Here is a 26481-nt window from a genome sequence, read left to right as displayed (position 1 = left end):
GATACCTGATGCGCGTAGCGCTTAGATCGACTCTTCGATCCAGCCTTGAATTGCTGCCTTGGGTGCTGCGCCTGCTTTGTTCGAGACAACTTCGCCATTCTTGAAGACGAAAAGCGCAGGAATGCCACGCACGCCCATTTGTGCGGGTGAATTGGGGTTTTCGTCCACGTTCACTTTGACGATCTTCACGCGGCCTTCCATTTCGGCTGACAGCTCTTCCAGAGCGGGGCCGATCTGTTTGCAAGGGCCACACCATTCTGCCCAGAAATCCACAACAACGGGGATATCGGACTGGCGGACTTCGGCGTCAAAGGTTGCGTCGGTTACTGCTACGGTTGCCATTGGGGTGCTCCTTGGCGAAATGCGTTGAAGTGGGAAACTAGGTACCCTGTCCGTGATGGTCAAGATGCCGCAAGCGTGTTCAGGGCTTCGTGAAGATGCTCTTGCGATAAAGTGGTCAAGGTTCCGGTGTGGGTCCAGAGAATAGCGGTCCTGATTGTATGATCGGGATAGATTTGCCGGAGCGCGCTGTCATAGGCGGCGAGTTGGCGCGCAAGACCGATGGGCGTATCCTCGGGCTTTGTCGGTACCAAACGGTTCGATTTATAGTCGATCGCGGTGATTGTATCGGGCCCGATCAGCAGGCGGTCAATTGTGCCATGGATGCGGCCAAGTCGGGGAATGTCGGCGGTGATGTCGACCTCGTTCAAGGCATCAGCGTCCCAGATCCAAGCCAGATCAGGGTTGTCGATCAGTGCCATCACCTCTGCAACCAAGGTCGTGTCATCATTTTGCAAAAGTTGCAGACCAAGGGCGTGCCGGTCTGCAGGGGCGGCCATCGGCAGATGCTCAAGGAGTTTATGGATCTGCGTGCCGCGCTCCATCGCGTCTTCTTCGTTGTCACCCGCGGGATCACCTTTGAGGATTTTGTCGCCTTTCAGTTCAGAAGGCGAGATGGTCTTGGTCTGTACCGGAACGGGGAGTTCACCGAATGCGGGCAGCGTGACCTGCGTTTTCTCGACGGGTGACTTTTCTTGCAGGGCGGGCGCATCCCATGCCAGTTCGGACACACGCCGCAGATCAAGATCACCCAATTTTGCATCATAGTCACCGCATGCGCGCATGCCGTCGGCGACGATATTGTACCAGCTTGCATCGCCCTCGCCCACATCACCTGCCGCCCCGACGATCAGCCATTTTTCGGCGCGGGTCATCGCGACGTAGAGCAGGCGCAGGCGTTCGCGGGTTTGTTTAGCAACGACATCATCGCGCAGGGCCATGACCGCAGGGGATGCAGATCTGGCAGGGGGCTTCCAGATGACATGGTCATCCGCTGGCAGGACTTCCTGTTTGACCTGCACATCGCGTTTCGCGGTATCGGGCAGGATCACAATGGGTGCCTCAAGCCCCTTTGCGCCATGCACCGTCATCACGCGGATCTGGTCGCCTTGGCCGTCCATCTGGCGCTTGACCTCGAGATCATCGGTGTCCATCCACGACAAAAATCCGGTGAGGTTCGGCACAGCTGTATTTTCATAGGCAAGTGCCTGCGACAGCAGCGCGTCGATCCCGTCCTCCGCCTCTGGCCCTAGTCGCGCCAGTAATTTGCGCCGCCCGTCATGGCGGGTGAGGATACGTTCGATCAGGTCGTAAGGGCGCAGGAAATCCGCCTTACTGCGCAGATCATTCAGGATCGCCAGCGTTTCGGGGTGGTCCGCGTTGCGCAGGGTTTCCCATAGATAGGCCTTGTCGGGGCGATGGTGCGCGAGGGTGAAAAGATCTTGCTCGCTCCAGCCGAACAGCGGTGATCGCAGAGCGGCGGCAAGTGACAGATCGTCTTCGGGCAGGGCCAGAAACCGCAGCACCGCGGCTAGGTCTTTGACCGCAAGTTCTGCCCCCACACGCAGCCTGTCGGCACCCGCAATTTGCAGGCCCGCCGATTTGCAGGCGCGGATGATTTCGGCGAAAAGCTCGGATCGGCGCTGCACGAGGATTAGGAAATCGCCTTCGGTGATCGGGCGACGGATAAAGTCGCCAGTGTTTTCTATCTCTTCGGGGATGGTTTCTTGGGCGATCATATATTTGATCTTTTCCGCCACGCGCTGGGCCATCAGAACGGTGTGGTCGGTGCTGCTGGGTTCGTCGACGGGCTTGAACCATTCGCGGTCGGGCGCGGCCTCGGATTTCTCGATCACGGGCCACAGATCAACACGACCGGGCATGTTTTCCTTAAACGCGCGGTGGTTCAGGTTGTCGTCCATGCCCGCCGCGCGGTCACCTGTGAATGTCTTGTCCACCACCGTCAGGATGGCCTGCGAAGAGCGGAATGAATAGTCGAGAGAGGTCTCGTTGAATGGTTTCGAAATCGCGGCATGGGTCGCCTCGAAATAGGCCTTCATCTTGTCAAAGGCTGCCGGATCCGCCCCCTGGAACGAATAGATCGACTGCTTTTTATCACCGACGATGAAAACCGTGCGCTCGCGGTCCATGCGCGCGCCCTCGCCTGTGGCGAATTCCTGGGTCAATTGTTCGATCACTGCCCATTGGGTCGGGCTGGTGTCCTGTGCTTCATCGACAAGAATGTGGTCGATGCCACCATCAAGCCGGAACAGCACCCACTGCGCCACATCGCGGTCGGTCAAAAGCGCCTTGGCTTTGCGGATCAGATCGTCGAAATCGAGCATCCCCATCGCCAGTTTGCGCGCGGCGTAGGCGGGCACAAAGACGCGGGCGAAATTGTAAAGTGCGATGGTGCGGTCAAACGCGATGAGGCCGAGGCGATAGGGGCGCATGTCCTCGACCTGCCCCATGATCGGCTCAATCTGTTCCATAAGTTCGGCGTTTGCTTCGCGGGTTTTCTTGGTGGGCAGTTTGCCAATCTTGGCGCCAAAAGGAGCGGCGGCGCCCTCTCCGAACAGAAAGACATTTTCAAGGATGGCAAGCGCGTCATGCGGTGAAAGGGACCCTGACAGCAGCGGGCGGAGGGCGTTTGCGGCTTTGACGTCGGTGACCGATCCGGCGGCACAAGCGTTGATGAACTGCGCAATCAGGTCCTTGTCAAAGATATTATTGTAGAGCGTTTCAACCGTCAGCCCTTGCGGTATTTCCAGGATATCGCAAAGCCGCGCAAGATCCGGCTCTTGTGTGAAATGGTCGCCCTTCCCTGCAATCTCGGCGGTGAACTTTGCCAGATCATCGCCTGTGAACAGCGCAAGCAGTTTGTGCACGACCTCTGCCCTTGGCCCCAAGACCATTTCATCCACCACCTCGGCGCGGAGGATTTCGGCAGCGCGGTCTTCCATCTCGCGGAACTGCGGGCTGACCTGTGCTTCAAGTGGAAACCGCCGTAGGACGCCCGCACAGAACGAGTGGATGGTCTGGATTTTCAGTCCACCGGGGGTTTCAATGGCGCGGGCGAAGAGGGTGCGTGCCTGTGCCAGTTGTGCGGCATCAATGGCGCGATCAATGCCAAGCGTTTGCAGGGCGCGGCGCAAGTCATCTTCGGGCATCATTGCCCATTCGCCAAGGCGCTGGAACAGCCGGTTCTGCATCTCGGCGGCAGCAGCTTTGGTATAGGTCAGGCACAGGATATTCTGGGGCGACACCTTATCCAGCAACAACCGTGCAACACGGTCAGTCAGCACGCGGGTTTTGCCCGATCCGGCATTGGCAGAGAGCCATGTCGAGGTGCCGGGATTGGCGGCATCGACCTGTCTTTGGGTGGCCTCGTCGCGGATCATGTCAGCACCTGCGGGGTCGGCGCATCATGCGTGTCCCATTCGCCAAAGCGGGAGAGGTGGTCATAGTCGCTGATGTCGGTTTTCGAAAACAGCGCGAGGCGGGCGGTGTAACCGCGGCTGATGTCTTGCCATGCCGCGAAAAGCGCTTCGAGTTCTTCCCAGACCTGTTCGGGCGGGTGTTTGTCCAGTGGCGCATCGCTGTTTTTCATCGTGGTGTTTACGCCGATAAACGTGGCCGCCAGAACTGGTTTGCTACCCACATCACGGAACGCGCCGCGTTCGACCATCGCGGCCTCGAGCAAGAGTTGTTTGTCGAATTTTTCCTGCTGCGGGCCGGTAGGCACGGCACCGGTCTTATAGTCATAGATCAACGCTTCGTCTGATGGTGTCAGATCAATCCGGTCGGCTTTGCAGGTCAGCGTTACGCCGGACGGGGCGACGATGATTTCACCGAATTTTTCAAGCAACCGGTCAGGGGCCAGCGCCTGACGCGCGCCTTCATCGGCGAGGAACTGATCGACAGATCGGGCCAGTCGGGCCATCCATTGCGCACGGATTGTCGGCCATGGGCAATCTTGTTCGAACACGTCTTCAGCGATTTTCAGGAGAGCTGCTCGGTCATCGGGGCCGTGGCCCGCAGCAATAAAGATTTCAAGGATTCGATGGATCAGCGTGCCGCGCAAAGGGGCATCGGCGGTGGGCACCAGCGGGTCAAGCGCCCTTAGCCGCAGGGTTTTGCGTGCATAGATCGCAAAGGGATCGCGGATCAGGGTTTTGATTTCCGTGACCGAAAACTTCTTGGGTCTTGCTTCAATTGGCGGACAGGGTGCAGGACGCGGTTCCAGTGCGGTGTTTCGATCAGGCGCAGAGAGGGTTTCTGCCATTGCGCACCAGCGATCACCCTCTTCGCGCATGGCTTTCAGCGCGTCCTCCCCACCCTGTTCGGGTAATCCTTTGAGCAGGTTTGTCAGCCGGTTTACCCAGCGGGACGGGACGGTTTCTGCGTCCGCCGAACGTTTCGCCCGTGTGATCCAGACCTCGCGCCCGGCAACCGCCTGCTGGTAATCATGCGCAGACAGACCGATCCGGCGTTCCGGCAGCAAGAGCCCCGCTTTGGCCCGCATCACGCGATTGAGCCACGGATCAGGTGGTGGTGCCTCGGGCCAGACGCCATCGTTCATGCCGCCAAGGATGGTCAGATCCGCGCCCTGCACCCGTGCCTCGAGCGTGCCCCAGATCAGAATACCGGGGTGGCCCGCGTCCCTGTCGCGCACGACGCCCTCGGCGATGACAGCACTGAAAAGAGCAGTGTAATCGCGCGCGGTCATGGTGCCGCCGGCGCTGGCGGCCTGTATCAGGTTGTCGCAAATCTTGCGGGCCTCGCGTCCTGCGGCCTCGTACCAAAGACCGCCTGTGCCATCGACCTCCGGCCCAGCGGCGAGTTGTTCTGCGCGTGCCAGATGATCGCTGAGATGATCAGCGAGCGGTTTTGCGCCAACCGTTTCCAGCCCTGTCACAAGACCGGCAAGCCATGCGCCCCATTCCGCGCGCCCAGATCCGTTTTTGGCCCAAGTCATAAGGTCATCAGCTGTCGGAAACGGTGGCCCAAAGCGGCGCAGGTGCAATTCCAGATCGCGGGTGTGGCGCAGATGATCGCCTCGGTCGGGGTGCTCGGAATGGCTTAGCGGATGTTTCAGCAGCGTCAGCAAGGCCTCGCCTGTTAAGGGCCTGCCGAAAAGGTCTGCGACATGGCGCAGAAACCGCCCCGGCGGGGAAAGCGCCAGAGGGATGCCTGCGCTGTCATCAGGTTTGATGTTCCAGCGATCCAGGGCCGCCGTGACCTGACGGGTCAGCATACGGTCGGGGGATATCAGCGCGGCTGTGATGCCCTCTTGCGCCGCTTGGCGCAGACGCAGCGCAATGGTTTCTGCCTCGGCGCGGGGGGATGCGGCCTCGACCAGCGTCAGGCCTTTGGTCGCTTTATGCAGATCGCCAAGGTCGGGCCCTTCGGCCAGCCATTGGTCGGTGACAGGCGCTGGGCGGAGTGAAAGGGACACCAGCGCATTGCGTTGGGGATGGACCGGTGCGTGGTCCGACCATGGTTTGACGTCATCCTGCGTGAAACCGATGAGATCCATCAAGCGGCGGAAGCGGTATTGCGGGTGGTCCTCGGCGGTCATGTCATCGTCCATCGCGTCCCAGACATGGGCGGGCAGATCAAAATCAAAACCGGGCAGGATGATCGCACCTTGTGGCAGTTTCGCTACTGCCTGCATGAACAGCGCCGTCGCGCCGCGTGAACCTGTGGAGCCCGCGATGATGACCGGATGATCCGGCGGCGTATCTTGCCAGCGGGCGGCCAGCGCTTCGATGACCATGCGTTGGCGGGCTTCTTTGTCGGGCGCTTGGTTCTGGTCGTCAAAATACCGTGTGATGATTTTAACGAATTGCAGCGCGCGTTCCCAATGGCCGGATTCGTCAGCGACCTCAAGATTGGCGATCGTGTCGGGGCTAACGCCCTCGCCCTGCATTTCGTCCATCAGTTTCGCAAGGCTGTCGGACAGATCGTAGAGTGCTGCGCGCGGTGCAAGATCGGGCTGTTGTTCCAATAGTTTGGCCACGAATTGGGACAATTCCAACCGCCTGTGCAGGGGTGAAACCGCTGGCGGCAAGGCAAGCGAAACCGGATCATTGGCGAGGTCTGTGATCAGCCTGATGCGCGGCAGCAACCTCGCGCGGCCTGCGTCAAAGACGGCCCTGATCCGGCGCTGCATCCGGGTTGTGTTGACGTAGATTTCGATCCTTGCCAGATCATTGGGCGCCATTCCAGCCGTGCGGTCCAAGAGCCCTGCAACCAACCCGTCAGCGAAATCCACGCCGGGGGGACTCGCAAAGATGCGAGGAGCTTTGCCAGGGTCAAACATGCAGCATATCCTCGGCCAAAGGGATGCTTTCAGGCTGGCCGACATCGCACCATTTGCCCACAAAACGTGTGCCAAAAAGCCCGCCGCGTGCGGCAATTCTATCCCATGCGGCATTCATGGAAAACGCAGTGTCCGTGATTTCGCCTAGCACATCGGTCCGGATAATCTGGAGGCCGGTGTAGATGTCCTCTGGCGCGCGTTTGAGCCGTCCGTTGCTGTCGATCTTAAAATCACCTTTGCCCAGATGGCCCACCACATCTTTCTTTTCGACAAGCAGCATCAGCGCCTCCATTTCAGGGCGCCAAGCGTTGAGGATTTGTGTGATCGAGTTTGGCCCCTGCCACACCGCATCTGTGTTCATTGTCAGGACGGGACTGGTTTCTAGTAGTGGTAAGGCCTTTTTGAGGCCGCCGCCTGTTTCGAGAAGCTGTGCACTCTCATCAGAAAAAGTGATGTCCTGACCTGCCAGATGCTGCCGGATCATCTCGCCGTGGTAATGTACGTTCACGACTTTCCGGCCAACCCCGGCCGCGTTTGCGATATCGAGTGCGTAGTCGATCAGCGCTTTGCCGGCCACGTTGATCAGGGGTTTTGGCCGGTCTTTGGTCAGCGGCCCCATACGGGTGCCCCGCCCAGCGGCGAAAAAGAGGATCGGCAGTGTCATGTGGTAAGCCCCGCAAGCCGTGTTGCGGTGGGTTCGGGGACCAGATCCATCACCGCCTGTCGCAGAGTTGCCAGTGCGGGATCTTGCAGGTCTTGCATGATGTGTGCCCAGACGCGGGGCATGAATGCGGTGTAGCGTGGTTTGTTGAGCGTGCTGACCAAGCGGGCGAAAACGCCCAGGATGCGCAGGTTCCGCTGCACCCCAAGGCAGGCAAGCGACGTGCGCAATGGTGTTGTTGCTTTGGTATGTGCGCCGAAATAGGTGATCATGTCCTCAACGATTGCAGGGCTGACATCGCGCCGCGCATCACGCAAAAGCGACACCAGATCATAGCCGGGCGGGGCGACGAAAGCGTCCTGAAAATCAAGCAAGCCGACCTGATCTATCCCTGTTCTATCTGCCCGCCAGATCAGGTTCTCGGCGTGATAGTCGCGCAGCGCCAGAACGGTTGGTTCGGGTGCGAATTCTTCGAGCGATTTTTGAACCTCGGCACAAAGATCCGAAACGGGTGCGTGGGCATAATGCGTGCCGACGATCTCGACCATCTCTGCGCCAACGGCGGGTGTCAGATGTTTGAGGTGTGGCGGCGGGGCGAGCTGCTCCAGCCTTAGAAGGACGGTGGTGGCGGAGTGATAGAGGGTGCTTTCGTCAGCCGGGGTTTGGCGCAACCGTTGGGCATAGTCGACCGTGCCAAGATCACTCAGCAAGAGCAGGCCAGTCCTTGCATCATGCCGCAGCACATCAGGGGCGGCAAAGCCCGCCTTCCGCAACAGCGTGGCGATTTGGACAAATGGCGCTGTATCTTCGCCGTTCTCGGGCGGTGCATCCATCAGGATTTTTGACTGGCTATTTGAGGTCAGCCGAATATAGCGTCGGGCTGACGCATCGCCGGCCAAAACTGTGCGCGTCCAGTTCTGCCATACGGTATCGGACAGAAATTCATCGATAAGAGCGGCACGGTCAGACATCGAGGCCCTCAAGACGTTCGGGCCAAGGGTCTGGGCCGCTGATCGTGACATGGTGTGCATGGGTGTTTGCGAGAAAAGAAAGGGAGAGCGCAGATGCAGGGGCGGCATCGCCCAATCTGTCCGGCCATTCGATCAGGCAGATGGCGGTCTCAAACGCCTCGTCCAGCCCCAACTCGAGCGCTTCGTCAGGGTGGGTTAACCGGTAAAGATCACAGTGCCAGATATCGCCGCGCGGGTCCTCATAGGTCTGAACCAGCGTAAAGGTGGGTGAGGGCACGTCCTCCATCCGGCCAAGTCGGGCGCGGATGACGCCGCGCGCAAAAGCGGATTTTCCGGCCCCGATCTCACCCTCCAGCAAAAGCGTATCGCCAGGCAAAAGCCGTGCTGCAATTTGCGAGGCCAATGCGCCGGTTGCGCCTTCATCGGCGAGGGAAAACTCAAACAGGGTGCGGGCCATGCACCGACATTATGGGGTTGCGCGGTGCCTGCAAGCAGAAATCAGCGCTTCATCAATTGTATCGCGGGATCAGCGGCCATCAGCTTTGTAAACTCGGGCCGTTTTGGCCGCGCGACAGAGAAGCGCAGCATCGTCATGCCGCCCGAAATCGGGTTGGCTTGGCAATGAAGTTGCCGCCCGTCATCCAGCAAAACATCATCGTCCCAAGGTTGCCGTGTACCAAGCTGCTGGATGAAATCGCACAGATTGTTCCAGATGGGCGATGGAATAGACTGGTTCTTCCAGATGCGCATTTCAGACTGTAGGACGCGATGTTCGAGGATGTGGTCCGTGTTGCTGGCCCAGAGATCGGCATAGGCCTGATTGGACATCACCAGAGTACCCGCAGAGGAAAACACCGCGATCGCGTCCGGAAGCGTGTCAAGGACGGCCTGCCCTGTTTCAATATCCAGCCGGAAACGCCGCGTGAGCGAGACCTCGGCGCTAATATCTTCGAACAGAAGTGCAAAAGCGCCGTCAGGATAGGGCCGTCCGGTCACACGGTATGTCTGCCCGTCGGGAAGAGACCAGTTTTTGCTGTAAGTACCTTCCTTGGCGGCCGTTTCGACGGCTGTGAATTGTTCGCGCCAGGTCACGTAGTTTTTGGGTTCTGGCATCATGCGCATTTCACGCAAGCGGTCGAGTACCGTGTCGATTGTTGGGCTGGCGCTTAGAAAATCGACCGGAAGGTTGGTCATATCGAGCAGTGCCGGATTGAACATGGTCAACTGCCTGTTGTTGTCAAAGATGGCGATGCCGATGGATAATTCGGCAAAGGTCTTGCCAAGGGTTTTGACGAATTCGGTGCGTGCTGTGTCTGCCCGCACCACATCGGTGGCGTCATTGGCAAAGTGCAGATAGCCGTCTGCGTGTTTGACGGTAGAAATGTCAAACCAGCGCTCTCTGCGGTCGCCAGCCAGTTTTACGGAAACTCTACGGTCAGGGGTGTCGCCAGCGTATTTCGACGGCTCGAAAAGCGACATCTGGCGATGGCGTTTCAGCAGGTTCGCATAGGTATCATTCGCCCAAAGCAAATGCCCTTTGCTGTCTTCCTGCCAGATCAATTGCGGGGAATTGGCGGCGATGCTTTGCATCAATGCGGCCTGTTTGTCGCGTGCTGCATCGCTTAACCGGTTGGTTGCTGCTTGATACGCAGGGGTTTCGTCGCCCATGAGTGAAACGCGCAACTGTTGGTTGACGCGCTGGATCGCCACAAAAACAGACCGATCACTTTCACTGCGGATTTGGCAATGCGCGGCACTCACATCCGAGAGCCGCTCTCTGAGCGTGGGAAACTCAACCTCCAGCGCCAAGAGCATCGCATCCTTATCGGTAAGGTTACGGGGGCTATTGTTGATCAAAGCCCAAGCCTGTGTTGTCGCATCAACCAGATCGTTGTCATGAAAAAGAAAAACAGCACCCTCATCTGGATGGGATTGGGTATTCAGTTGCATCGTGGTGCCGAATGCCCCATTGGCCCGCAAAACAGACATGATCACCATGGCACCAGTGACAGCTGCAACCAAGATGGCGCCAAACTCGACCAGGTTGATTACCATTTTCCATCCGATCCTGTCACTGCTCAGGGAAAGCATCGGTCAGGAAAGTTAATGTGGTGTTAATTATGGAAACAATGTCAGGGCCAACTCGGGATTGGTTGGTTCTTGCCCAGAGGGGTATCATTGGCCTGTCCACGCAAAAGCAGCGCATCGCTTGGCCAGCTGACCTCGACCACAGCACCGCCTGTGGGGTGGCCCGTCCAACTGGCGTGACCGGGGCGGCGGCTATTGGAAAACGAAAGCGTGGCACCCGACCGTTCCAGCAACGTCTTGGCGATAAACAGTCCCAGGCCCATTCCCTCATAGCCGGGCCTGCGCGCACCATCTTCTGAAAAACGCCGTCGGCGCACGTAGGGGTCGCCGATGCGCCCGATGACGGACTGCGGAAAACCACGGCCATCGTCCGAGATCTTGATGTTGATCTGAGTATCAGACCATGTCGCGTCGATGGTGACCTGCGATTCCGAAAAATCGACAGCGTTCTGGATCAGGTTGCGCAAACCGTGGATGATTTCGGGGCGCCTTTGGATATTGGGTTGTGTCAGGTTCGCGCCATCAAGCGGGAAGATATTGAACTCAACGTCTTTGCCGCGGTTGCGGTGTGGCTCGGCGGCTTCTCTGACAACAATTTCGATGGGTGCGTTGCGCAGATGAAGATCATCCTTTCCGACCCGCCCCATCGAGCGCAGGATATCGCGGCACCGGTCCGCCTGAGAGCTGATCAGCTCGGCATCATCCAGCAGATCGGGGCGGTCGGCCAGTTCTTCCTTCAACTCGCTACTGACAAGTTTGATTGTCGCGAGAGGTGTGCCCAATTCATGCGCGGTTGCGGCGACAACACCACCAAGGTCTGTAAGCTTTTGTTCGCGTGACAAGGCCAGCTGGGTTGCCAGCAAGGCCTCGTTCATTGCGTTCATTTCGGACGTCACCTGCCGTGCATAGAAGGCCAAGAAGACAAGGCTGATCAGAAGCGCGACCCAAAAACCGAACTGGAACAGGACAGGAAGCACCAAAACAACGCCGTCTGATGTGATCAGCGGCAGGCTATAGCGGCTGATGACCGTGATAATTGTGATTGCGGCCAGCCCGAGAAATATCGTGCTGCGCAGGTGCAGAACCGTGGCTGAAATTGTCACTGGCGCCAGCACGAGCATGGCGAAAGGGTTGTTCAAGCCACCTGTCAGAAAGAGCAAAAGGCTTAATTGGATCAGGTCGAAGACAAGCCAAAGCGTGGCTTCAAAATCTGAAAGGCGTTTGTTCGAGGGGTAGGCGAAGAACGACACGAGGTTCGCAACGACTGCGGCTGTCACAACAAGAACTGCCAGACCGACGGCGATTTCAACTTCGTAAATGCGCACGGCCACAAGAATTGCGATAGCTTGTCCCACGATGGCAAACCAGCGCAGGGTGACGAGCGTCCGAAGGCGCACCCAATCAGTGCGCTCTTGTCCTCTGATCAGCAAATTTCCTGTGGCCGACATAACCTGAGATCCAGTTCCATGATGCGATAGTGAGGATAAGCCGATCGCACACAGGTTCAATGTGCTCTGCGTTGTTGTCTGTGATTTGTCTTTGCAGCCGCTTGCGCAATTCACCCACAGGATAATCGCCAGCAATTTGACGACGGCCTGATCTAGCCTATTTCAATTTCAGAAGTATGCATAGGGAAGCGCATGAATACCGTGGCCTTGGATTTGGGTGAAGACAAAAGCCTACTGCTGGTAGATGACGACGAAGCATTTCTGCGGCGTCTTGCCAAAGCAATGGAAAAACGTGGCTTTGATGTCGAGATGGCAGGCTCTGTCGCGGCAGGAAAGGCGATATCGACAGCGCGGCCTCCGGCCTATGCTGTTGTCGATTTGCGACTGGAAGACGGCAACGGCCTTGATGTGGTAGAGACATTGCGCGCCCGCCGTCCCGATGCACGCATTGTTGTGCTGACGGGGTACGGCGCGATCGCGACCGCGGTCGCCGCGGTCAAGATTGGCGCGACGGACTATCTGTCAAAGCCGGCAGATGCGACTGACGTGACCAATGCCTTACTTGCCTTGCAGGATGAGTTGCCGCCACCACCGGAAAACCCGATGAGCGCCGACCGTGTGCGTTGGGAGCATATCCAGCGGGTCTACGAGCTTTGTGATCGCAACGTGTCTGAAACCGCACGTCGTTTGTCGATGCACAGGCGGACGCTGCAACGCATTCTGGCCAAGCGCAGCCCGCGCTAGTCTTCGGATTCACCGTCGCGGCTCAGAAGGCCGAATTTACGTAGTTTCACGTAAAGTGACTGGCGTGAAAGCCCTAGCATCTCGGCTGCCGCGACGCGGTTGTTCATCGTCAACTCAACCGCGGTTTCGATGCACATTTTCTCAACGACATTCGTTGTTTCCGACACAATGTCTTTCAGGGTCGCACTGCCAACCAGTTCGGCAACGGAGCGCATGCTTTCATCACTGCCAGGGTGCGGGCGCGATTGCGCAGTATCACTGCGGCTCGCGTCGCGCAGAACAAATGCAAAGACCGTCTGCTGACCGGCCAGCAAGCGTGTTACAGAGATATCCATCGCGCGCGGGCTGCCATATTCGCCGGCAAGCTTTGTCGCATAGTTCCGCATCCGCCCGGCGCGCTGTGCGTTTTCAGCCATCACTTTGAAATCAACGCTGCCGCGTTGCAAATAATCGGAAAAACTCCGGCCGCGGACGTTGATATCGTGGGCCACATCAATGAGATCGAGGAATGCGTCATTGGCAGACAGCACGTCACCGTTTTCGGCAGTAAAGACGATCGCCTCGGGCCCGTCAGCGTAGAGCGCGTGGAGATTGTGGTTCAGATCATCGGCGAGCGCGCTGCCTTCACCTTCGGGGACAAGGCGGCAGAGCAGAATGCGTTCACCTGCGGCACGGAAAAGCGTTGGGAAAATCTGTACTGACGATCCGTTGCCGCGCACGTCGGCAAGAATAGTCTTTTTCACGCCCGAGATCGCCTGTGATGCCAGTGAGTCGACCATATCCCCGCGTTTGCGCCCCTCAAAACAACCCGAAAGCTGGTTGCCGATGAGATTTTCAAGCGGGCGGTCAAGCAGTGCAACCGCCGCCGAGTTTGCTTCGGTGATTTCGCCGGTGGAAACCGATACAAAAACAATCGCTTCTGAAGTGCTTTCCATCAAAACGCGGAAGCGGGTGTCGTATTCGCGCTGGGTCTCATAATCGCGCTCAAGCGAAAGCTGTGCTTCGACCAATTGCTGCTGCATCTCAGCGATGGGGCGTAAATCGCGACCCAAAAGCAGGATCGCGCCATCGGGCCCGATGCGGTGGAAACTGTATTTAACGGGTGATTCCCACCGGTCGTCACCATCTGTGTGGTTCAACTCAACAGGCCGGACCCGTGGCTTGCCATCAAGGAACTCGGCCAAGCGGCTTTCGAATTTCGACACGCTTTCGATTGTCAAAGTCGTGCGAAGATCCTTGTTTTCCCAATTTTCCAACGGACGGAACGCATCATTGGAGGGGTTCACAAGAACGGACAAGATCATTCCCGTCTCCGAGATGACCACACCAACATCAGCAACTTCGGCAATGATATCGCCAAGGATGTCAGGGGCAATCAATGGGATTGCGCCGCTGTTCCAGTATTTGGTTCCGCGGGACGTCATGGATGACGCCTGTGACTGGGGGCCGTCATCATGGTTCAGGTCCCGTCTCTGGCGTGCACTTTGGTGTGCCTGGTTTGTTGTAGGCCGCAAAGTCTTAGAGCCTCATCTGGTCTTTTTGTGGCATAGTCTGCCCCTGTCAGTGCCGTTACGTCATCAGTCTTCTCAACGTCGAGAATGGAGCCGCCGACCACAATAGGACAAGGTTCCTTGTATGAAGCTCTAATAACATCAATGATATGGCGCAACGTTTCAAGCGTTTCACCGGCGGAAGAAGAAATAAATACGGCTTCAAATTTAGTATGTGTTAGCCGATTGGCAATATCTTCCGGCTTGCCGCCCAAGATTAGCTTCACGGAAAAGCCCTTGCGCCGCAGTTGGCTGCTGAGAACAATCGCGCCAAGCGTGTGATAGACTTCCTGCGGTACAACCAACAGAATTGAGGCATTCTCATTTTCCGTCGCGCCATCGCTGGCCCAATTGGGGCCCAATGCACGCATCATGGCCTGCAAGCGTGAAACGCCAATCGTCACCCCCGCAAAGCTCAGTTGATCCACACACCACAGGTCACCCATGTCACGCGCCAAAGCGGGGATATAAAAATCCGCAAGGTCTTCTGGACGTACCCCGTCAGCGAGAGCCGCCTTGATTGTCCGTCTGCTGGCTTCGGGGTTCTGGCTGAGTGCGGCATCCTTCAGGTCCTCAAAGAGGGTAGCATCAAGGTGTCGCGTAATATCCTCGGTCACAGCTTCAGCAACGCGACGCGCGATAGAGCCCCGTGGCACCACCGGCTCTTTCTTGACGCCAAACTTATGAGGATCGGCCATTCGCTTGTCCTTTAGCTGAAGTACTGCGCGGAGGCGTTCTATACAGCAATGGCTATATTGTCAGGTGTGACATCCGGAATGTCAAAGCAAATTGACATATATGGCAGTCTTGTCAGTGAAATATTTGAAAAGTCTCATGTAAAATTGGTACTTACACGCAAATTCGATACAAAGAAGGCTGTCAGCTACATTCGGTCACAGTGTGTAACTTAAAGTTGACACATGAGGCGAATGACACCTATTCTTGACACAAGAGACTGTCAGGGAAAGTTAACATGGCCATTGCCGACACGAATACAGCAGGTGTGCAAACACTCGGCAGGCGGTTGTATTCTGATGCAGAGCGGGCCCGCCGTGATGCCACAAAATGGACGCTTGTTCAGGGCATTTTGGCCCCACTTCAGTTCCTTGTATTTCTTGCCTCGCTCGTACTGGTGCTGCGCTACCTGATCACCGGGGCCGGTTATGACGTTGCGACGGTGTCGATCGTCATCAAAACGGGCGTTTTGCTGTTGATCATGGTGACCGGTGCGATCTGGGAAAAAGTGGTCTTCGGGCAGTACTTGTTTGCCCCCGCGTTCTTTTGGGAAGATGTGTTCAGCTTTGCGGTTATCGCATTGCATTTGCTCTATATTTTCGCGCTCTATTCGGGCGCATTGTCGGCCGATGGACTCATGTATCTCGCGCTTGCGGCATATGCGGCCTACGTCATCAACGCCGCCCAATTTGTATGGAAACTGCGCCTCGCGCGGTTGGATGCGGAGGCACGGACATGAACGTCCCTCTCCCTCCGACAAACGGCGGTTGCCGCACTGCGCCCATCCTCAAGGAACGGGGCCAGCGCGAGGTTTTTTGCGGCCTGACCGGCATTATCTGGCTGCACCGCAAAATGCAGGACGCATTCTTTTTGGTGGTGGGGTCACGGACCTGCGCGCACTTGCTCCAATCAGCGGCCGGCGTGATGATTTTTGCCGAACCACGATTCGGTACAGCGATTCTCGAAGAACAGGATTTGGCCGGTATGGCCGATGCACATGTCGAGCTGGACCGAGAAGTCGAAAAGCTTTTGGCACGTCGCCCCGACATCCGACAGCTGTTTCTGGTGGGGTCTTGCCCGTCCGAAGTGATCAAAATCGATCTGGCCCGTGCGGCAGAACGTCTCAGCCAGGTGCATGCGCCGCATGTGCGGGTGCTGAACTACTCCGGTTCCGGCATCGAGACGACTTTCACCGAAGGTGAAGACGCCTGCCTTGCTTCAATGGTGCCGGTTCTGAAGGACACCACCGCGCGCGAACTGCTTGTTGTTGGTGCGCTGCCTGATGTTGTCGAAGATCAGATGGTCTCACTTCTTACAGATATGGGTATCGGCCCGATCCGCCTGCTCCCAGCGCGGCGGATTGATGACACGACTGCGGTCGGCGAAAACACAGTGTTTGCGCTGACCCAGCCGTTCCTTGGTGAGACGCATGCCGCACTGGAACGTCGCGGCGCGCGTCATCTGGCGGCCCCCTTCCCATTTGGTGATGAGGGCACGACCGCGTGGTTGCGCACGATTGCGACAGAGTTTGGCGTCAGTGAAGAGACGTTCGAAGCTGTCACCGCCGCGCCCCGCGCCCGTGCGCGCAAAGCGATTGCACAAGCGGCCGAGGCATTACGCGGCAAGTCCGTGTTCTTCTTTCCTGACAGCCAGCTTGAAATTCCGCTCGCGCGGTTCCTGACCCGCGAATGCGGCATGACAGCGATCGAAGTGGGTAGCCCCTATATTCACGACGCGCTGCATGGTCCCGATCTTGATCTGCTGCCTGCCGGTCCGCAGATTTCCGAAGGGCAGGATGTGGACAAACAACTGGCCCGCGCCCGTGCCGCGCGCCCTGACCTGACTGTCTGTGGTCTTGGTCTCGCTAACCCGCTTGAGGCGGAGGGGCTGTCGACAAAATGGGCGATCGAACTGGTCTTTACGCCGGTCCATTTCTACGAACAGGCGGGTGATTTGGCCGGTCTCTTTTCGCGTCCGCTGCGTCGCAAGGCCGTTCTCCAGATGGAGGCTGCCGAATGAAGTTGACCGTCTGGACATACGAAGGCCCGCCCCATGTCGGCGCAATGCGCGTCGCGACGGCGATGAAAGGTCTGCACTATGTGCTGCACGCCCCGCAGGGCGACACATATGCCGATCTGCTTTTCACGATGATCGAGCGGCGCAATCATCGTCCGCCTGTCAGCTATACCACCTTTCAGGCGCGTGATCTGGGTGCCGATACAGCGACGCTATTCAAGGCGTCTTGTCAGGATGCCGTTGATCGCTTCCAGCCAGAGGCGATTATCGTGGGCGCGTCCTGTACTGCCGAACTGATTCAGGATGATCCCGCAGGTCTGGCCGAAACGATGGGGTTGTCGATCCCTGTTATTCCGCTGGAATTGCCAAGCTATAGCCGCAAGGAAAACTTTGGCGCGGATGAGACGTTTTACCAGATCGTCAAAACGCTGGCGCAACCACAAGAGCGCACGGCGCGTGTGACGTGCAACATCTTGGGACCAACCGCGCTGGGCTTTCGTGCCCGCGATGATGTCGAAGAACTGACCGGCCTTTTGTCCGAAATGGGCATCAACGTGAATGTCGTTGCCCCTTTGAATGCAACACCCTCTGATATTGCACGCCTTCCGGCGGCGCATTTCAATGTCTTGTTGTCGCCTGAAACCGGCGAGGCGGCGGCGCGGTTCCTTGAAAAAAACCACAACCAACCGTTCACCAAAGTTGTGCCGATTGGTGTTGGCGCGACGCGTGATTTTATTAAGGAAGTGGTGGCAATCACTGGCAAATCCGTTGCAGTCGATGAAAGCCGCCTGCGGATGCCGTGGTGGTCACGATCTGTGGACAGTACCTATCTGACCGGCAAGCGCGTCTTTATCTTTGGCGACGGCACCCATGTTGCCGCCCATGCGCGGATCGCCCGTGACGAGATGGGTTTCGAGGTTGTCGGCATCGGCTGTTACAACCGCGAAATGGCGCGGCCTATTCGGGCGCTGGCCAAGGAATACGGTGTCGAGGCCCTGATCACCGATGACTATCTGGAGGTTGAGGCCGCGATTGAGGCGCTTAGCCCTGAAATGATCCTTGGCACCCAGATGGAGCGCCATATCGGCAAGCGTCTGGGCATTCCATGTGCTGTGATTTCCGCGCCCGTCCACGTGCAGGATTTCCCCGCCCGTTATTCCCCGCAGGTGGGTTTCGAGGGCGCGAATGTCATCTTCGATACGCTGATCCACCCGCTTGTGATGGGTCTGGAAGAGCATCTATTGACGATGTTCCGCGATGATTTCGAATTCCACGATGACGCAGGAGCAAGCCACCACGGCGGCAAAGCCAAAGCCAAGGTCGAAGAGACCGTGGACGCGCCAGCCCAGCCGCAAGGCGATAACGTCATCTGGTTGTCTGATGCGGAACGCGAGCTAAAGAAGATCCCGTTCTTTGTGCGCGGCAAGGCCCGCCGGAACACCGAAACCTTCGCTTTGGAAAAGGGCCTTCACGAAATCAGCCTTGATACGCTTTACGAGGCAAAGGCACATTATGCGCGATGAAGTGATGCATAAGCCGTACCGCGTGGTGATTGTCACGCTGGATGCCCACGCAGCGGGACCTGCCTTGCGTGTGTCCGCGCGCTTGGCGCCGGATTTCCCGGGGCTGGATGTGCAGGTGTTCTCAGCCGCCGAATGGTCTGAATCCTCAGATGCACTGACCCGCGCCCGCGATGCTGTCGCGCAGGGCGATATCATCATCGCAAACCTTCTCTTCCTCGAAGAACATGTGAAGGCCATTCTGCCCGCGATGCAGGCCCGTCGGGCGCATTGCGATGCGATGCTGGGCGTCATTGCCGATAGTGAGATCGTCAAACTGACCCGTATGGGTGACTTGGACATGTCCAAGCCTGCCAGCGGTGCCATGGCGCTCTTGAAGAAGTTACGCGGCTCGTCCAAGCCGACCGCTGATAGCGGTGCCAAGCAGATGAAGACGCTGCGCCGCTTGCCCAAGATCCTGAAACTCATCCCCGGCAAGGCGCAGGATCTGCGTGCTTGGTTTCTGGCGATGCAATACTGGCTTGGTGGCTCTGACGACAATGTCGAGCAGATGATCCGTTTCCTGATTGGCCGGTATGCGAACCGTGCCGACTGGCGTGGCGCGCGGGCGGCTCTGCCGATCGAGTACCCTGATGTCGGCCTCTACCACCCTGATCTGCCGGATCATAAGATTGTCACTGACCTTGCGGACCTGCCGCGGCCTGCAACACCAGTTGCAACGGTCGGTTTGCTGATGCTGCGGTCCTATATCCTTGCCTCTGACTGCGCCCACTATGATGCGGTTATTCGTGCGTTCGAGGCCAAGGGTGTCCGTGTCATCCCTGCTTTTGCTGGGGGCCTCGACGGGCGTCCGGCGATTGAAGACTATTTTCAGGGCAACATTGATGCGCTGGTGTCACTCACCGGTTTCTCGCTGATTGGTGGGCCTGCCTATAACGACAGTGACACAGCCGTTGCTGTACTGGGTGCCTTGAACGTGCCCTATATTGCGGCCCAACCGCTGGAATTCCAGACCCTTGGGCAGTGGGCGCAAAGCGGTCAGGGTCTTGGCCCGATTGAAACGACAATGCTGGTCGCCCTGCCCGAGATTGACGGCGCGACAAATCCGACTGTCTTTGCCGGCCGTCATGGTGTTGGCGGCTGTAATGGATGTTCGGTCAATTGTGCTGTGCAATCAGACTGCAAGGCGATGGCCCCCTGCCACGAGCGGATTGCAAGCCTCGTTGAAAAGACGCGGCGCCTGGCGGTGCTGCGGCGTAGGGAAAATGCCGACAAGAAAGTTGGCGTCGTGCTGTTCGGTTTCCCGCCAAATGCCGGTGCCGTTGGCACAGCGGCCTACCTGGGCGTGTTTGAAAGCCTGTTCAATACGCTGAACAAGATGAAAACTGACGGCTATCGCGTCGATGTGCCCGACACGGTTGATGATCTGCGCGCCATGATTTTGCAGGGCAACAGCGCCCAATATGGCCAGCAAGCCAATGTTGCCGCCCATATTGATGCCGACACCATTGTGCGCACCAGCCCGCATTTGGCTGAGGTTGAAACGGTCTGGGGTCCTGCGCCGGGGAAAATCCAGTCCGACGGACGCGGCGTCTATGTGCTGGGGCATCATTTCGGGAATGTTTTTGTCGGCGTGCAGCCTGCCTTCGGGTATGAGGGCGACCCTATGCGCCTTTTGTTCGAGAAAGGCTTTGCCCCGACGCACGCGTTTGTCACTTTCTATCTGTGGCTGCGCAATACGTTCAAAGCCGATGCCCTGCTGCATTTCGGGATGCATGGCGCGCTTGAATTCATGCCGGGCAAGCAGGCGGGTCTGGGAGCTGATGACTGGCCGGACCGTTTGATCGGCGAGATGCCGAATATCTACCTTTATGCTGCGAATAACCCGTCCGAGGCGACACTGGCCAAGCGCCGGTCCAATGCGATTATTGTGACGCATTTGACGCCACCTTTGACCACGGCCGGTTTGTATAAAGGCCTGGCTGATCTCAAGGACAGCCTGACCCGCTGGCGTGAAATGCCCGCCGAGGACAACCAGCGCGCCGATCTGGAACAACTGATCCGTGATCAGGCCTATGCCGTTGATATGAACGCAGCTGACATTGATGGTCTGTGGCTCAAGCTCTTGGAAACCGAAGGGTCGCTGATCACCGAAGGCCTGCATGTTGTGGGCAAGCCATTGTCTGATGCCGCACGCGCCGAGATGGTTGCGATGATGCCCGAAGGTGAGGCAGCGGATCGTGCAGCGGAACTGCTGAAAGAAGATCACGAACTGCCCGCGCTGATGCGCGCGTTGTCAGGTCATTTCATTGCGCCCGTCCCGGGTGGTGATCTGATCCGCTCACCCCAGATTGTGCCCACCGGCCGGAATATCCATGCATTCGATCCGTTCCGCATGCCTACCGCATTTGCAATGGCCGAAGGCGCCAAGCAGGCTGATCTTTTGCTGGCAACCCATGCCAGCGTGCCCGGAACCGTTGCTTTGGTGCTTTGGGGGTCCGACAACATCAAATCGGATGGCGGACCGATCGCGCAGGCACTGTCTTTGATGGGTGCCGTGCCACGGTTTGACAATTTTGGCCGGCTTGCCGGTGCCGATCTGATCCCACTGTCCACCTTGGGGCGCCCGCGGATTGACGTAGTGATGACATTGTCGGGCATCTTCCGCGATCTGCTGCCTTTGCAGACCAAAATGCTGGCTGAAGCGGCGCTGAAATGCGCCCAAGCTGATGAACCGCTGGCACAGAATTTCATCCGCGCACACGCCCTTGCTTATGCCGAAGAGATGGGGTCCGATCTGGAAACCGCGGCTTTGCGTGTCTTCAGCAATGCCGAGGGTGCCTATGGGTCGAACGTCAACCAGTTGGTAGATAGCTCTGCCTTTGGGGACGAGGACGAATTGGCCGATGCCTATGAGGCGCGCAAATCCTTTGCCTATGGCGTAAATGGCAAGGCCGCACAGAACCCTGCCTTGCTGCAAAAAGCGCTGAAAGACGTGGATCTGGCCTATCAGAACCTTGAATCGGTCGAACTGGGCGTCACCACCGTTGACCATTATTTCGATACGCTGGGTGGCATTTCCCGTGCTGTGAAACGTGCCAAAGGTGGCCAAAGCGCCCCTGTCTATATCGGCGATCAGACCAAAGGGGCCGCCAAAGTGCGGACCCTTCAGGATCAGGTCGCCCTTGAAACACGTAGCCGCAGTCTGAACCCCAAATTCTATGAGGCCCTGCTGAACCACGGCCATGAAGGCGTGCGCCAGATTGAGGCCCATGTGACCAATACGATGGGCTGGTCCGCAACCACCGGTGAAGTTGAGCCTTGGGTTTATCAGCGCCTGTCCGAGACATTCGTTTTGGATGAAGCCATGCGCAACCGTTTGGCGGCACTGAACCCGCAAGCCTCGATGCGGATGGCGAACCGCCTGCTAGAGGCATCTGACCGCGCCTATTGGTCGCCTGACGAAGACACATTGGCCGCCCTGCAAGACGCAGCGGATGCCCTTGAAGATCGCATGGAAGGGGTCGCAGCTGAATGACTGCTTTCACAATGAATAAAATGGAAAGGACTCACCCATGAGCCCGAGAGACGAAGTACCAAACCTACGCGGCCAGGATGGCGAAGGGTCCGTGCAGGTCCATCAGCCCGAAGATGCCAAGATCGAAGGCGCAAAGGTATTTGCAGTCTACGGCAAGGGCGGGATCGGGAAATCGACCACATCATCCAACCTGTCGGCGGCGTTTTCAATGCATGGCAAGCGCGTGCTGCAGATTGGCTGTGATCCCAAACATGACAGCACATTCACCCTGACAGGGAGCCTTGTCCCGACAGTGATTGATATTCTCAAGGATGTTGATTTCCATGCCGAGGAACTGCGCCCCGAGGATTTCATCTTTGAGGGTTTCAACGGCGTGAAATGCGTCGAGGCCGGCGGCCCCCCTGCCGGGACCGGCTGTGGTGGGTATGTTGTCGGCCAGACGGTGAAACTGCTCAAGCAGCACCATCTGCTGGAAGACACGGATGTCGTAATCTTTGATGTGCTGGGCGACGTGGTCTGTGGTGGCTTTGCCGCCCCGCTGCAACATGCCGATCGTGCCTTGATCGTGACCGCGAATGACTTTGACAGCATCTATGCGATGAACCGGATCATCGCAGCGGTGCAGGCGAAATCATCCAACTACAAGGTGCGTCTGGCGGGTTGCGTGGCCAACCGCAGCAAGGACACCGATGAGGTGGACCGCTATTGCAAGACCGTTGGTTTCAACCGCCTCGCGCATATGCCCGATCTTGATGCGATCCGTCGCAGCCGTTTGAAGAAGAAGACCCTCTTTGAAATGCCTGACGACGAAGACGTCGTGCAGGTGCGCAAGGAATACATGCGTCTTGCCGAAACGCTCTGGAACGGGACGTTGCCGATGGCACCTGAATGTCTGCCGGATCGTGAAATCTTTGAATTGTTGGGTTTTGATTAATGGCCAATTACGCCACCACACGTGACAGGGTCGAAAACTATTTCGACCGTACGGCCACCAAGGTCTGGGAGCAGCTGACATCAGATGCGCCCGTTTCTGGTGTGCGTGCAACCGTGCGTGCGGGGCGTGACCAGATGCGTGCCCTGATGCTGGCACAACTGCCCAACGACCTGCGCGGTGCACGGGTACTGGATGCAGGGTGTGGCACAGGCACGATGGCGGTCGAGCTGGCCGAGCGCGGTGCCGACGTGGTTGCCGTCGATATCTCGCCTGCTTTGGTGGGGATCGCGGAACAGCGGATGCCGGCAAATCTGGCGGGCAATATCACATGGGTTGCGGGCGATATGCTCGACAGTACGACAGGTGTGTTTGACTACATCCTCGCGATGGATTCGATGATCTACTACAGCGCCTCGGACATCGCCGGACTGCTTGCCAAAGCCAGCCCGCGTCTGGAGGGCAAGTTTGTCTTTACCATCGCCCCGCGCACACCGGCCCTGATGGCCATGTGGCGTGTCGGCAAAATGTTCCCGCGCGCAGACCGCAGCCCTGTGATGGTGCCGCAAACCGTCGTTGGCGTTGCAGATGCCTTGCGCACATCAGGCGTAAAGGGGCGCCTGAAGGAGATCGAACGGGTCAAATCAGGCTTTTATATTTCCACAGCATTGTCATTCGAGGGTCCAAAAGCATGATCTTCAAGGCATCATCCCTCAAGAAGATCTCGGTTGATCTTTTGCCGTTCAGCGACGCGGTGAGTGATGATCTGCCGCTAAGCCAGTTGCTGCGCCTGTCGCTGTTTCAGGTGTCAGTCGGCATGGCGGCGGTGATGCTGTTGGGCACGTTGAACCGTGTGATGATTGTTGAATTGGGGATCGGTGCAACGCTGGTGGCCGCGATGATCGCGATCCCTGTGCTGGTGGCACCGTTCCGTGCCCTCGTGGGGCACAAATCGGATAACTATAAATCCGCCATCGGGTGGAAGCGTATTCCCTATCTGTGGTTCGGCACCATGTGGCAGTTCGGCGGTCTTGCAATCATGCCGATGGCTTTGCTTGTGCTGTCGGGCGACCGGACGCTCGATTTCCCGATTGCGGGCTATGTGGGTGCGGGCCTTGCGTTTTTGCTGACCGGGATCGGCATGCATATGACCCAGACCGCTGGTCTGGCGTTGGCCGCTGACCGCGCGACGGAAGAAACGCGGCCCAAGGTGGTTGCGCTGCTCTATGTGATGAACCTGCTAGGCATGGCCTTTTCGGCTATCCTGATCGGTGCTCTCTTGCGCGATTATTCCGCCCTGCGTTTGGTACAGGTGGTCCAGGGCACAGCGGTTCTGACCCTGCTCTTGAACCTGATCGCCTTGTGGAAACAGGAACGCGTGAGCCCCATGACCAAGGCACAGCGTGAAGAGGCGGCACCGACGTTCCGTGATGCGTGGAATGATTTGGCCGCCGGTGGTGATGCGGGCCGTCTGCTTGCCGTTGTGTTTATTGGCACGATGGCCTTCAACATGCAGGACGTCCTGCTTGAGCCTTACGGTGGTGAGATCCTCGGGTTGTCCGTATCCGCAACCACGCTGCTGACAGCAATGTGGGCGCTGGGCGCGCTGGTCGGTTTCGGCTTTGCGGCGCGCTGGCTGGCAAAGGGCGTTGACCCTTACCGGATGTGCGCACGCGGCATTCTTGCCGGCATTCTGGCGTTTTGCGCTGTCATCTTTTCGGCGCCCATCGGGTCGCCAGTTTTGTTTTATTTCGGTGCGGCCCTGATTGGGTTTGGAGGCGGCCTTTTCGGCGTCTCTACCCTGACTGCTGCAATGACAATGCCCACAATCGGCAAAGCCGGTCGTGGTTTGGCTCTTGGCGCATGGGGGGCTGCACAAGCCACCGGCGCGGGGCTGTCCATCTTTATCGGGGGCACTGTGCGTGACCTCGTGAACCATGCCGCTGGGAACGGCACCTTGGGAGAGGCGCTCGCCACGCCTGCCACCGGCTATTCGGTCGTTTATCACACCGAAATTGGCCTCTTATTCCTAACCCTGATTGTGCTGGGGCCGCTTGTGCGGTTGCGGCCCATAACCACCGGGGGGTCTGCCAAGCTGGGATTGGCAGATTTCCCGACCTAACCACCGAAAGGAAAAACCAATGGTTGGTGTAGAATTTTTTGGAGACTTCGATCTGGCGAGCGCAGCGATATGGCTCTTCTGGATCTTCTTTGCGGGGCTTGTCTATTACCTGCAAACCGAAAACATGCGTGAAGGTTATCCTTTGCGGGACGACGCCGATGGTGTGCCTGCGAACGAAAGCCTGTTTCCTTTGCCGAAGGAAAAGACCTTCAAACTGCGCGATGGCCGCGGTGAATTGACAGTGCCTTCACGCGCATTCGAAGACAGCAAAATGCGGACTGATCTTGCCTTGGCGCAGTCCTCTGCCTCGACCGGTTCGCCGTGGATTCCAACTGGTGATCCGATGATTGATGGTGTCGGTCCTGCTGCCTGGGCACCACGCCGCGATGCGCCGGAACTGGACGCGCATGGCCATGTCAAGATCAAGCCGATGTCGATGCTGCCTGACTTCAAGGTGTCTGCCGGTCGTGATCCGCGCGGCAAGGCCGTTGTCGGTGGTGATGGTGAAGTCGTCGGACGTGTCACCGATATGTGGGTCGACGTGCCCGAGCAGATGGTCCGCTTTCTGACGGTTGATCTGAACCCAGAAGGCACAGGCAAAACACGTCTGATCCCGATGAACCTTGCCAAGATCGGAACTGACCGCGTGACGGTCAAATCGCTCTACGCAAGCAACTGGGACAACGTGCCAACGACCAAAAGCATGGAGCAGGTCACCCTGCTCGAGGAAGACAAGATCATGGCGTACTACGCCGGTGGCACGATGTACGCCTCCTGATCCGGTCCGATGAAAACACGCTGCGTTCCCGGTTCGCCACCGGGGCCGCCCTGGCTACGAAAGGGAACCTACCATGAGCCACGACGACTTTAATTTTGAACCCATCAAGGGCCTGCCAGAGCAGCTGCCCGAAGGGGAACATATCTTGTGGCAGGGTGCCCCTGATCCGCGGCTTTTGGCGCGCGAAGCGCTGGGGGTCCGCTGGGTTGCGGCCTATTTCGCATTGCTGGCTTTCTGGCGCGTCGGCGTATCGGCTGCGGATGCACCTTTCGGCATCGCGTTAATGCATGGTGTTCCGTTCATCATTTCCGGCCTGATCGCCTGTGGTATCCTTTATGGGATTGCCTATGTGCAGGCCCGTTCCACCGTTTACACGCTGACAAACAAGCGCGTGGCCATGCGGATCGGGGCGGCGCTGACCATGACACTGAACCTGCCCTACACATGGATCGGGACCGCCAAGCTGGACCTGAAACCATCGGGCCACGGTACATTGGCGTTCGAGTTGATTGGCGAAACCCGCATTTCTTATCTGATGTCATGGCCGCACGTCCGCCCGTGGCGGATAGCACGCACGCAACCTGCGCTGCGCTGTATCCCTGATGCCCAGAATGTCGCCCAGATCTTTGCTGAAGCGGCAGAGACCCGGATTTCCGAGCCACGCATCGCGCGTGTGTCGCAACAAGACGGCAGCAACGCCGTTGCAGCGGAGTAA

Annotated in this window: 20 protein-coding genes; 10 read left to right on the top strand and 10 right to left on the bottom strand. The window is 58.0% G+C overall.

The window, feature by feature from the left end:
* Positions 1–21 precede the first annotated feature (21 nt).
* From trxA to regB, 8 genes are all read right to left on the bottom strand, one after another.
* On the bottom strand, positions 22–342 hold the full coding sequence (gene trxA / locus B0B09_RS12785; RefSeq protein WP_055295234.1) for a thioredoxin: 321 nt from the start codon (positions 340–342) through the stop codon (positions 22–24).
* Between the two features lie 59 nt (positions 343–401).
* Positions 402–3740, bottom strand: a complete 3339-nt coding sequence (gene addA / locus B0B09_RS12780; RefSeq protein ID WP_076660327.1) for a double-strand break repair helicase AddA — start codon at positions 3738–3740, stop codon at positions 402–404.
* A complete protein-coding gene (addB, locus tag B0B09_RS12775) occupies positions 3737–6664 on the bottom strand; it encodes a double-strand break repair protein AddB (RefSeq protein ID WP_076660326.1) in 2928 nt (975 codons plus the stop codon). The genes addA and addB overlap by 4 nt, the downstream gene beginning before the upstream one ends.
* Complete coding sequence (locus tag B0B09_RS12770) at positions 6657–7328, bottom strand: nucleotidyltransferase family protein (protein WP_076660324.1); 672 nt, start codon at positions 7326–7328, stop codon at positions 6657–6659. The genes addB and B0B09_RS12770 overlap by 8 nt, the downstream gene beginning before the upstream one ends.
* Complete coding sequence (locus tag B0B09_RS12765) at positions 7325–8296, bottom strand: aminoglycoside phosphotransferase family protein (RefSeq protein WP_076660321.1); 972 nt, start codon at positions 8294–8296, stop codon at positions 7325–7327. Before B0B09_RS12765 ends, B0B09_RS12770 begins: the two co-directional genes overlap by 4 nt.
* Positions 8289–8753, bottom strand: a complete 465-nt coding sequence (tsaE, locus tag B0B09_RS12760; protein ID WP_076660319.1) for a tRNA (adenosine(37)-N6)-threonylcarbamoyltransferase complex ATPase subunit type 1 TsaE — start codon at positions 8751–8753, stop codon at positions 8289–8291. The genes B0B09_RS12765 and tsaE overlap by 8 nt, the downstream gene beginning before the upstream one ends.
* Before the next feature lie 41 nt (positions 8754–8794).
* Complete coding sequence (locus B0B09_RS12755) at positions 8795–10351, bottom strand: PAS-domain containing protein (protein ID WP_076660317.1); 1557 nt, start codon at positions 10349–10351, stop codon at positions 8795–8797.
* Between the two features lie 77 nt (positions 10352–10428).
* Positions 10429–11832 (bottom strand): sensor histidine kinase RegB, encoded by a 1404-nt coding sequence (gene regB / locus B0B09_RS12750; RefSeq protein ID WP_084190840.1) that lies wholly within the window; start codon positions 11830–11832, stop codon positions 10429–10431.
* Positions 11833–12024: 192 nt separating this feature from the next.
* On the opposite strand from regB, the gene B0B09_RS12745 reads away from it, so the two are divergent.
* Positions 12025–12576 (top strand): ActR/PrrA/RegA family redox response regulator transcription factor, encoded by a 552-nt coding sequence (locus tag B0B09_RS12745; RefSeq protein WP_055295221.1) that lies wholly within the window; start codon positions 12025–12027, stop codon positions 12574–12576.
* Here the strand turns inward: B0B09_RS12745 and ppsR are convergent.
* Both ppsR and B0B09_RS12735 read right to left on the bottom strand, forming a co-directional pair.
* A complete protein-coding gene (ppsR, locus tag B0B09_RS12740) occupies positions 12573–14000 on the bottom strand; it encodes a transcriptional regulator PpsR (RefSeq protein ID WP_076660315.1) in 1428 nt (475 codons plus the stop codon). The two genes, B0B09_RS12745 and ppsR, sit on opposite strands and share 4 nt — an antisense overlap.
* Positions 14001–14035: 35 nt before the next feature.
* Positions 14036–14824: a cobalamin B12-binding domain-containing protein gene (locus B0B09_RS12735; RefSeq protein WP_076660313.1), complete on the bottom strand. Its 789-nt coding sequence runs from the start codon at positions 14822–14824 to the stop codon at positions 14036–14038.
* Between the two features lie 275 nt (positions 14825–15099).
* On the opposite strand from B0B09_RS12735, the gene bchF reads away from it, so the two are divergent.
* The 9 genes from bchF (at position 15100) to puhB (ending at position 26481) form a co-directional block, all read left to right on the top strand.
* Complete coding sequence (gene bchF / locus B0B09_RS12730) at positions 15100–15600, top strand: 2-vinyl bacteriochlorophyllide hydratase (RefSeq protein ID WP_076660312.1); 501 nt, start codon at positions 15100–15102, stop codon at positions 15598–15600.
* A complete protein-coding gene (locus B0B09_RS12725) occupies positions 15597–16880 on the top strand; it encodes a ferredoxin:protochlorophyllide reductase (ATP-dependent) subunit N (protein WP_076660311.1) in 1284 nt (427 codons plus the stop codon). The genes bchF and B0B09_RS12725 overlap by 4 nt, the downstream gene beginning before the upstream one ends.
* Positions 16877–18400, top strand: a complete 1524-nt coding sequence (gene bchB, locus B0B09_RS12720) for a ferredoxin:protochlorophyllide reductase (ATP-dependent) subunit B (RefSeq protein WP_076660310.1) — start codon at positions 16877–16879, stop codon at positions 18398–18400. Before B0B09_RS12725 ends, bchB begins: the two co-directional genes overlap by 4 nt.
* Positions 18390–21935 carry a magnesium chelatase subunit H gene (locus B0B09_RS12715; RefSeq protein WP_076660309.1) on the top strand — a complete coding sequence of 1182 codons (3546 nt, stop codon included), beginning with the start codon at positions 18390–18392 and terminating at the stop codon, positions 21933–21935. The genes bchB and B0B09_RS12715 overlap by 11 nt, the downstream gene beginning before the upstream one ends.
* Before the next feature lie 37 nt (positions 21936–21972).
* Positions 21973–22869, top strand: coding sequence for a ferredoxin:protochlorophyllide reductase (ATP-dependent) iron-sulfur ATP-binding protein (gene bchL, locus B0B09_RS12710; protein ID WP_076660308.1), 897 nt, complete (start codon positions 21973–21975; stop codon positions 22867–22869).
* The gene (gene bchM, locus B0B09_RS12705; protein ID WP_076660307.1) at positions 22869–23561 is read left to right on the top strand and encodes a magnesium protoporphyrin IX methyltransferase; all 693 of its coding nucleotides are present in this window, start codon (positions 22869–22871) and stop codon (positions 23559–23561) included. The genes bchL and bchM overlap by 1 nt, the downstream gene beginning before the upstream one ends.
* Positions 23558–24988: a PucC family protein gene (locus B0B09_RS12700; protein WP_076660306.1), complete on the top strand. Its 1431-nt coding sequence runs from the start codon at positions 23558–23560 to the stop codon at positions 24986–24988. The genes bchM and B0B09_RS12700 overlap by 4 nt, the downstream gene beginning before the upstream one ends.
* 19 nt (positions 24989–25007) lie before the next feature.
* Positions 25008–25766, top strand: coding sequence for a photosynthetic reaction center subunit H (puhA, locus tag B0B09_RS12695; protein ID WP_076660305.1), 759 nt, complete (start codon positions 25008–25010; stop codon positions 25764–25766).
* A 73-nt stretch (positions 25767–25839) separates the two neighbouring features.
* A complete protein-coding gene (gene puhB, locus B0B09_RS12690) occupies positions 25840–26481 on the top strand; it encodes a photosynthetic complex putative assembly protein PuhB (protein WP_076660304.1) in 642 nt (213 codons plus the stop codon).

This window comes from Yoonia rosea (genome assembly GCF_900156505.1).
Lineage (GTDB): Bacteria > Pseudomonadota > Alphaproteobacteria > Rhodobacterales > Rhodobacteraceae > Yoonia > Yoonia rosea.
The sequence above is the reverse complement of the archived record's forward strand: the minus strand, read 5'-3'. Positions and strand labels throughout refer to the sequence as shown.

Bases quoted from the DNA above. Each gene is read 5' to 3' on its own strand.
- bchF (WP_076660312.1), top strand. From the start codon at position 15,100: ATGGCCATTGCCGACACGAATACAGCAGGTGTGCAAACACTCGGCAGG.
- B0B09_RS12735 (WP_076660313.1), bottom strand. From the start codon at position 14,824: ATGGCCGATCCTCATAAGTTTGGCGTCAAGAAAGAGCCGGTGGTGCCA.
- B0B09_RS12725 (WP_076660311.1), top strand. From the start codon at position 15,597: ATGAACGTCCCTCTCCCTCCGACAAACGGCGGTTGCCGCACTGCGCCC.
- ppsR (WP_076660315.1), bottom strand. From the start codon at position 14,000: ATGACGTCCCGCGGAACCAAATACTGGAACAGCGGCGCAATCCCATTG.
- B0B09_RS12715 (WP_076660309.1), top strand. From the start codon at position 18,390: ATGCGCGATGAAGTGATGCATAAGCCGTACCGCGTGGTGATTGTCACG.
- tsaE (WP_076660319.1), bottom strand. From the start codon at position 8,753: ATGGCCCGCACCCTGTTTGAGTTTTCCCTCGCCGATGAAGGCGCAACC.
- B0B09_RS12745 (WP_055295221.1), top strand. From the start codon at position 12,025: ATGAATACCGTGGCCTTGGATTTGGGTGAAGACAAAAGCCTACTGCTG.
- puhB (WP_076660304.1), top strand. From the start codon at position 25,840: ATGAGCCACGACGACTTTAATTTTGAACCCATCAAGGGCCTGCCAGAG.
- trxA (WP_055295234.1), bottom strand. From the start codon at position 342: ATGGCAACCGTAGCAGTAACCGACGCAACCTTTGACGCCGAAGTCCGC.
- B0B09_RS12770 (WP_076660324.1), bottom strand. From the start codon at position 7,328: ATGACACTGCCGATCCTCTTTTTCGCCGCTGGGCGGGGCACCCGTATG.
- bchM (WP_076660307.1), top strand. From the start codon at position 22,869: ATGGCCAATTACGCCACCACACGTGACAGGGTCGAAAACTATTTCGAC.
- B0B09_RS12765 (WP_076660321.1), bottom strand. From the start codon at position 8,296: ATGTCTGACCGTGCCGCTCTTATCGATGAATTTCTGTCCGATACCGTA.
- regB (WP_084190840.1), bottom strand. From the start codon at position 11,832: ATGTCGGCCACAGGAAATTTGCTGATCAGAGGACAAGAGCGCACTGAT.
- bchB (WP_076660310.1), top strand. From the start codon at position 16,877: ATGAAGTTGACCGTCTGGACATACGAAGGCCCGCCCCATGTCGGCGCA.
- addB (WP_076660326.1), bottom strand. From the start codon at position 6,664: ATGTTTGACCCTGGCAAAGCTCCTCGCATCTTTGCGAGTCCCCCCGGC.
- bchL (WP_076660308.1), top strand. From the start codon at position 21,973: ATGAGCCCGAGAGACGAAGTACCAAACCTACGCGGCCAGGATGGCGAA.
- B0B09_RS12700 (WP_076660306.1), top strand. From the start codon at position 23,558: ATGATCTTCAAGGCATCATCCCTCAAGAAGATCTCGGTTGATCTTTTG.
- addA (WP_076660327.1), bottom strand. From the start codon at position 3,740: ATGATCCGCGACGAGGCCACCCAAAGACAGGTCGATGCCGCCAATCCC.
- B0B09_RS12755 (WP_076660317.1), bottom strand. From the start codon at position 10,351: ATGGTAATCAACCTGGTCGAGTTTGGCGCCATCTTGGTTGCAGCTGTC.
- puhA (WP_076660305.1), top strand. From the start codon at position 25,008: ATGGTTGGTGTAGAATTTTTTGGAGACTTCGATCTGGCGAGCGCAGCG.